Origin of the sequence: Streptomyces sp. NPDC050264 (genome assembly GCF_040655895.1) — a bacterium.
GTDB lineage: Bacteria > Actinomycetota > Actinomycetes > Streptomycetales > Streptomycetaceae > Streptomyces.
Genome location: NZ_JBFAKV010000028.1, coordinates 118,627 through 124,729, shown reverse-complemented (window position 1 = coordinate 124,729; position 6,103 = coordinate 118,627). Strand labels below are relative to the sequence as shown.

Below are 6,103 nucleotides of genomic sequence, written 5' to 3'. Positions count from 1 at the left end.
GCCGGACTGGCCGGCGCCGTGGAGGAGACCGGGCTGCTCGGACTCGTGCTGATGACCCCTGCGATCCTTGCGTTTCTCAACAGTCACCTGTCAGGATGGTGATGTGAACCTCGACCATGTATTCGTATGCGGACATCCGGCCCTCGACTTCGCGGCCACCCTCCGTGCACGGCGCTCGACCCGGTTCGAGATGTTCGTGACGCCGGACCGGCTGAACGCCTGGTACCTCGAGTCCGGGGTCGTGGACACCATCACGCCCGGCGAGGAGGAGGACGTCCGCGAGGCGACCAGCGTGCGCGAGGCCCTCTACCGGCTCGTCAGCAACCGGCGTCTCCAGGAGGAGTTCGACCGCGAGGCGCTCGCCGTGCTCAACGGTGCCGCGCGCAAGACACCGGTGACGCCGCAGCTCACCGTGGCCGGCCGCCACAACGAGGCGACTCCTGGGCAGGCCCTGGCGACCGTGGCCCGTCAGGCCGTCGAACTGCTCAGCGGTCCGGATGTCCCGCTGCTGAAGGAGTGCGGCAACCCGGAGTGCACGCGGGTCTACATCGACCGCTCCCGGGGCATGCGGCGCCAGTGGTGCGGCATGGAGTCCTGCGGCAACAAGCTCAAGGCCGCCGCCTACCGCGCGCGTAAGAAGACAGCGCCCGCCGTGGCCGCGCGCTAAGGACCTCAAGCCGCTCCAGCTCGGGCAGCGCATCCGGCGCGGAACAAGGTCTGCCGGTCGCGGTGGTCGTATGGAGATGTGTTTCAGGGCGCCGCAGCAGCTGGCCCAAGGCGGCCCGTACGGAGAAACTGGTTGTCGCCGAACCCCATACGTGCTCCATACATGACAGAGGAGTCGAGATGCGTCTGTGCAAGCGTGCGGCTGCTGCCCTTCTCGTGGCCACCGCAGCCTTCACCTTCCTCGCCCCACAGGCCTCGGCCGTCCCCATGCCGTGGGAAACCAGCAATGCCCGCACCGCCGGCACGCTCTGCGGAGATCCCTGCTACCAGTAGGCCCGGCCTCGGCGACGTCGTCACATGCGACATACGTCCGGCAGTCCGGACTCGTCACACGTCGTGGCAACATGTGACGCACACATGTGCTGACCGCGTACGCCGCTCACGGAAGCAACGTGACCAGCACCGTCAACGCCACGACGGCCTTCCTCTTCCCATATCGGTGACGTGCAGCGAGCCTTCCAGGCAGAGGGAGGCTCGGGCCCTTGACCTCGACGCTCCCCCAGGCGCCCTTGGCACCCACCTGTAGGGGCTTTCGACGTGGGTACCATGCGCAGCGTCGTATACGTCATATATATCGAGGAAGTGAACGGCCGTGACCGAGCAACCAGCCGCCACACTCCGATCGCGATACGTGGAACAAGCCGCGTCGGATCTGGAGGAGAACCACAGGCGACAGCAGGAGCTGACGGAGAAGATCGCGCTGCTGAAGCAGGAGGCAGCCCTGCTGTCGGACATCCTGAAGCTCGCCGAGCGGTACGAGTGTGTCGCGGACACCTCGCATCAGCCGGAGCAGACACAGGACAAGCCCGCGGCCGCAGCCACTGTCCGGCGTTCGACCGGGACCAAGGCGGCGAGCGGCGCGAAGGGGAAGTCGCCGCAGCCTCTGCTCGGTGACCTCCTGATGGAGCTTCTCGCCAAGTACGACGAACCGCGTCCGGCGAAGGAACTGCGGGACGAACTCCTGGAGAAGCACCCGAGCCGTAACCCGACCCCGCAGGTGGTGCGGAACACCATCGAGTCCCTGGTCGCCAAGGGACGCGTCCAGCGCCACAAGCGGCAGCGGTCGGTGATGTACACACTCGTGAAGCCCTAGCGGTCACGCGACACGGCCTCTGCGGCCGACGCCGGCTGCGCCCTGCAGTCCGGCCGCGTGCAGGCCATCGATGACGTGCCCTGCATCGGCATGAAGGGCTTCACCGGCAAGAACGACGTCGAGTCGGTGCAATCCTTCGGCCTGCTGTTCCCGATGTTCAACTGCGCCGGCAAACGCTTCGCGGACAAGCGGGTGCGCCAGGCCCTGCACTACGCCCTCGCCACCGAGAAGCTCATCAGCACCGCGCTGCTCGGCAACGCCGAGCCGGCCACCGGGTACGTGCCCCCGACCCACCCGGACCATCACAAGGCCGCCACCGTCTACGGCCACGACGACGCCAAGGCGAAGCAACTCCTCGCCGACGCGGGCGCCGAGAACCTCTCCTTCACCCTGCCGCTCACCGGCACCGGCCGGGTCGAGGACATCGCGCCGCTGATCAAGAAGAGCTGGGCGGCGGCCGGGGTCGCCCGCCACATCGCCGTCAACCGCGCGGCCCCAGTGCTGGTGTTCGCGTTCGCCACCGTCATGATCACCGACTCGATCATCTTCGAGGCGAGCCTGTCTCTCATCGGCGCCGGTGTGCAGGACCCCGACCCCAGCCGGGGAAGCGTCCTGGCGTACGGCCGCCGGATTCAGCTGTCGGGCGGCTGGTGGGCCACCTTCTTCCCCGGCCTGTGTCCGCTCGTCACCGCGCTCGCCCTGAACGTCGTGTCGGAGGGCATGACCGACGCGTCGGCCTCCCCCGGCACCTCCCGCACCGGGGCGGCGATCCCGCCGAAGTGCCCGCGGCGGCCGTCGCGGACCAGGCCGATGTGGAACTGTCCGGCGGTCGGCGCCAGCGCGTCATGATCGCCATGGCCCTGTCGGCCCCCCTCGCTACCAGGTGACCGGCAGCGCGTGCAGACCGTAGATGATGGCGTCGTACTTGAAGGGGGTCGCGTCGAGGTCGTCGACCGCGCGGAGCGTGGGGATGCGGCGGAAGAGGGTCCGGTAGACGACCTGGAGCTCCATGCGGGCCAGGGGCTGGCCGACGCAGTGGTGGCTGCCGGCGCCGAACGCCTGGTGATGGCGGGCGTTTCGGGTGAGGTCGAGACGGTCGGGTTCGGGAAAGACGGCGGGGTCCCGGTTGGCGAGTTCGCCGAGGAGGATGACGCCGTCGCCCTCGCGGATGGTGTGCCCGGCGACCTCGATGTCCTCAAGCGCGGTGCGACGGCGGCCGAGGTGGACGATGGAGAGGTAGCGCAGGAGTTCCTCGACGGCGTCGCGGACGACGGCGGGGTCGTCCGTGTCGCGGATCAGGGCGAGTTGCTCGGGATGCTGCAGGAGGAGCAGCGTGCCGAGGCTGATCATGTTCGCGGTGGTCTCGTGTCCGCCCAGGAGCAGGAGGACGCCCATGGTGGCGGCCTGGCGGCGGGTGAGTTCGCCGCTCTCGATCTGCGTGCAGAGGCTGGAGAGCAGATCGTCACCGGGCTCGGTGAGCTTGCGGCCGACGAGGTCGTCGAGGTACGTGGCGAGGTTCGTGTGGGCCGCCTGGCGCTCCTGGGGAGAGGCGATGGCGGAGACGATGGTCTTGCTGTTGATCTGGAAGAACTCGTGGTCCTCGTACGGCACTCCGAGCATTTCGGAGATGACCAGCGAGGGGATCGGCAGGGCCAGGGCCTGGACGAGGTCGACGGGCTTGGGGCCTGCCAGCATGGCGTCGATGAAGTCGTCGGCCATCTTCTGCACGCGCGGGCGCATCGCCTCGACACGTTTGATGGTGAAGGCCCCGCTGACCATGCGGCGCAGCCGGGCGTGCTCGGGGTCGTCCATGCCGACGAAGCTCAGGTCGGTGCTTCCGGCATGGGCGTGCGCCGGGTCCACGGGGCTGGGGAAGCCGGGCCGGGTGAACTCCACGCTCAGGCGCGCGTCGGAGAGCAGCGCTTTCTGTTCGGCGTGCCCGGTCACGGCCCAGGGGGTGCTGTCGCCCCAGGAGCGGACCCGGGTGAGCGGGCCGTACCCGGTCAGCGCCCGCAGTTCGGGGGACGGGGCGAAGGGACATGCCGAGGAGCGCGGCGCGGGGAAGTCGGGTATGTCGAGGGCGTTTGCGTCGGAGGTGGTGGGGGGCGTGCTGGTCATGGTCTCTCCGGTGGGGGCGGGTTCGGCTGGGGTTCGGGTCAGCGCGGGGCGGCGGCCGGTTCGGGCCGGACGTAGCGGTCGAGCACGTGCCGACGGTGCTGGCGGGCCTGCTTGGGCATGTTCCAGCCGAGAACGGCGACGGGCCGCTCCTCCTCGTCGAGGTACTGCGCGACGAACCGGCCCTCCTCCGTGTCGCCTTCGGCGATGTGCACCCTGGCGGTCGGTGTGGGCAGTCCGTACACCTGGATCTTGACGCCGAGCTGGTCGGTCCAGAAGTAGGGGACGGGGCTGTAGGGGCGGTCCTCCCCCAGGATGTTGGCCGCGACCAGCATGGCCTGCTCGGTGGCGTTCGTACGGTTCTCCAGGCGCAGCGACCGGCCGAGGCCCTCGTGTTGGAAGCGGGCCACGTCCCCGGCGGCGTAGATGCCGTCGGCCGCGCGGCAGTGGGAGTCGCACACCACCCCGTCCGCCAGTTCCAGTCCGCTGCCGGCCAGCCAGCCGGTGGCAGGGGCGCCGCCGACGGCCGAGACGACGAGGTCGGCGGGGAGGATCTCGCCGCCGGCCGCGCGGACACCGCTGACACGTCCGCCGGTCGTCTCCACCCCCTCCACCGGTGTGTCCGGGCGCAGGCGTACGCCGTGCTCGGTGTGCAGCGCGGCGAGCCGTCGGCCGATGTCGTGGCCCAACTGCGTCTGCATCGGGGCGGTCTGCGGTCCGGCGAGGGTCACATCGGCGCCCATCAGGCGGGCGGTGGCGGCGATTTCGGCGCCGAGCACCCCGTCGCCGACGACCACGACCCGTTCGGCGCCCAGCAGTTCCTTGCGCAGCTGTGCGGCATCGTCGAGGGTGCGCAGCACGTGCACGCCTGCCGCACCTGACAGACCGGGCAGTTGGCGCGCGTGCAGTCCGGTGGCCAGAACGACGGTTTCCGCTCTCAGCTCCGCTCCGCTCGCGGTGCGCACGGTGCGCGTGGCGGCGTCGAGAGCCACCGCGCGCTCGCCGAGGACGAACTCGGCGTCCAAGGCGTCCAGCACCTCCTGGGTGCGCAGGTGCGTGCGCTCGGCCTCCCACGTACCGGCCAGCACCTGCTTGGACAGGGGCGGGCGGTCGTAGGGCGCGCCGGCCTCCTCGCCGAGCAGCGTGATCCGCTCGCGGTAGCCCTTGCGGCGCAGGCTCTCGACGACGGCGAGCCCTGCGGCGCTGGCCCCGACGACCAGCACGTCGGACGGCGTGTTCACGCGTCCTCGTGCAGCTGGATGGCGGCCGCGGGGCAGACGGCGGCCGATTCGCGGACCGCCTCGTGCTGGTCGGCGGCGGGCGCGGCGTCGAGCAGGACGACGATGCCGTCCTCGTCACGCTGGTCGAACACCTCCGGTGCGATCAGCACGCACTGTCCGGCGCCGCAGCACTTCTCCTCATCCACCGTGATCTTCATGCGTTCTCCTTCGTCGGGTCGGGTTCGTCGGACCGGGCCGGTTCCCGGTGGTCTTCTCGCTGGTCTCTCAGTGGTCTTCTCGCTGGTCTTCCCGGTGCCGGGTGGTGGGCGCGCCGAGCAGTCCGACCAGGGCGTCCTCCAGCGCGTCGGCGGTGCGCTCCCAGGAGGTGCCGGGCTCGGCCGTGGCCTCGGCCAGGGCGCGTTCCCGCTCCGCGCAGGTGTGGGTGATCAGGTGCCGGGCCATCTCGGCGCGCGCGGGGCGGATCTCGGGCGGCACGGTGTCGTACAGGCACCGGCCCAGTCCCTGAAGGGTGCTGCGCAGGCTGTCCCGGGTGAGGGACTCGTCCGCCACCAGCGTCCGCATCAGCGGGTCCGTCATCACCTGGACGGCGAACCGGGCGTACCAGGAAGGGACACCGAGGGTCGCGTTGTGTTCGGTGACCGGGCGCAGCAGGCAGCGCACCCAGTCCCGGAGGTCGGTGCTGTCGCCGGCGGCCTCCACGTAGCGCGTGCGGATGAGGTCGACGTGCTCGCCGTGCCTGGCCATGATGGTGCGTACGAGCGTGGCCTTGCTGCCGAAGTGATAGCTGACGGCGGTGGTGTTGCCCTGGCCGGCCGCCTCGCCGATCTGCCGGTTGGAGACGTTCGAGAGCCCGTGTTCGGCGTAGAGGCGCTCGGCCGCGGTCATGATGGCCTCGCGTGTGTCGGCGCCCCTGCCGGTGCGCGGTTCC

General features: G+C 70.3%; 6 protein-coding genes and 1 pseudogene. 3 read left to right on the top strand and 4 right to left on the bottom strand.

The genetic code is table 11. The features are described 5' to 3' along the window. The first annotated feature begins 103 nt into the window (after positions 1–103). From AB0J02_RS36530 to AB0J02_RS36520, 3 genes and pseudogenes are all read left to right on the top strand, one after another. Positions 104–667: a CGNR zinc finger domain-containing protein gene (locus AB0J02_RS36530; RefSeq protein ID WP_363198155.1), complete on the top strand. Its 564-nt coding sequence runs from the start codon at positions 104–106 to the stop codon at positions 665–667. A 651-nt stretch (positions 668–1,318) separates the two neighbouring features. Further along, positions 1,319–1,819 (top strand): hypothetical protein, encoded by a 501-nt coding sequence (locus AB0J02_RS36525; RefSeq protein WP_363198154.1) that lies wholly within the window; start codon positions 1,319–1,321, stop codon positions 1,817–1,819. Between the two features lie 39 nt (positions 1,820–1,858). Next, a pseudogene (locus tag AB0J02_RS36520) lies at positions 1,859–2,578 on the top strand (ABC transporter substrate-binding protein); the annotation flags it as partial. A 117-nt stretch (positions 2,579–2,695) separates the two neighbouring features. On the opposite strand, the gene AB0J02_RS36515 reads toward AB0J02_RS36520, so the two are convergent. The 4 genes from AB0J02_RS36515 to AB0J02_RS36500 all read right to left on the bottom strand — a co-directional run bounded on the left by AB0J02_RS36515 (position 2,696) and on the right by AB0J02_RS36500 (position 6,060). Beyond that, complete coding sequence (locus AB0J02_RS36515; protein WP_363198153.1) at positions 2,696–3,937, bottom strand: cytochrome P450; 1,242 nt, start codon at positions 3,935–3,937, stop codon at positions 2,696–2,698. 38 nt (positions 3,938–3,975) lie between these two features. After that, positions 3,976–5,175 (bottom strand): FAD-dependent oxidoreductase, encoded by a 1,200-nt coding sequence (locus AB0J02_RS36510; protein ID WP_363198152.1) that lies wholly within the window; start codon positions 5,173–5,175, stop codon positions 3,976–3,978. Continuing rightward, entirely contained in the window at positions 5,172–5,372 is a 201-nt protein-coding gene (locus tag AB0J02_RS36505; protein WP_363198151.1) for a ferredoxin, read from the bottom strand. The genes AB0J02_RS36510 and AB0J02_RS36505 overlap by 4 nt, the downstream gene beginning before the upstream one ends. A 67-nt stretch (positions 5,373–5,439) precedes the next feature. After that, a complete protein-coding gene (locus tag AB0J02_RS36500; protein ID WP_363198161.1) occupies positions 5,440–6,060 on the bottom strand; it encodes a helix-turn-helix domain-containing protein in 621 nt (206 codons plus the stop codon). Positions 6,061–6,103: the final 43 nt, after the last annotated feature.

Excerpts from the sequence above, each read along its gene's own strand:
- AB0J02_RS36515 (WP_363198153.1), bottom strand. The coding sequence starts at position 3,937 with ATGACCAGCACGCCCCCCACCACCTCCGACGCAAACGCCCTCGACATA.
- AB0J02_RS36500 (WP_363198161.1), bottom strand. The coding sequence starts at position 6,060 with ATGACCGCGGCCGAGCGCCTCTACGCCGAACACGGGCTCTCGAACGTC.
- AB0J02_RS36505 (WP_363198151.1), bottom strand. The coding sequence starts at position 5,372 with ATGAAGATCACGGTGGATGAGGAGAAGTGCTGCGGCGCCGGACAGTGC.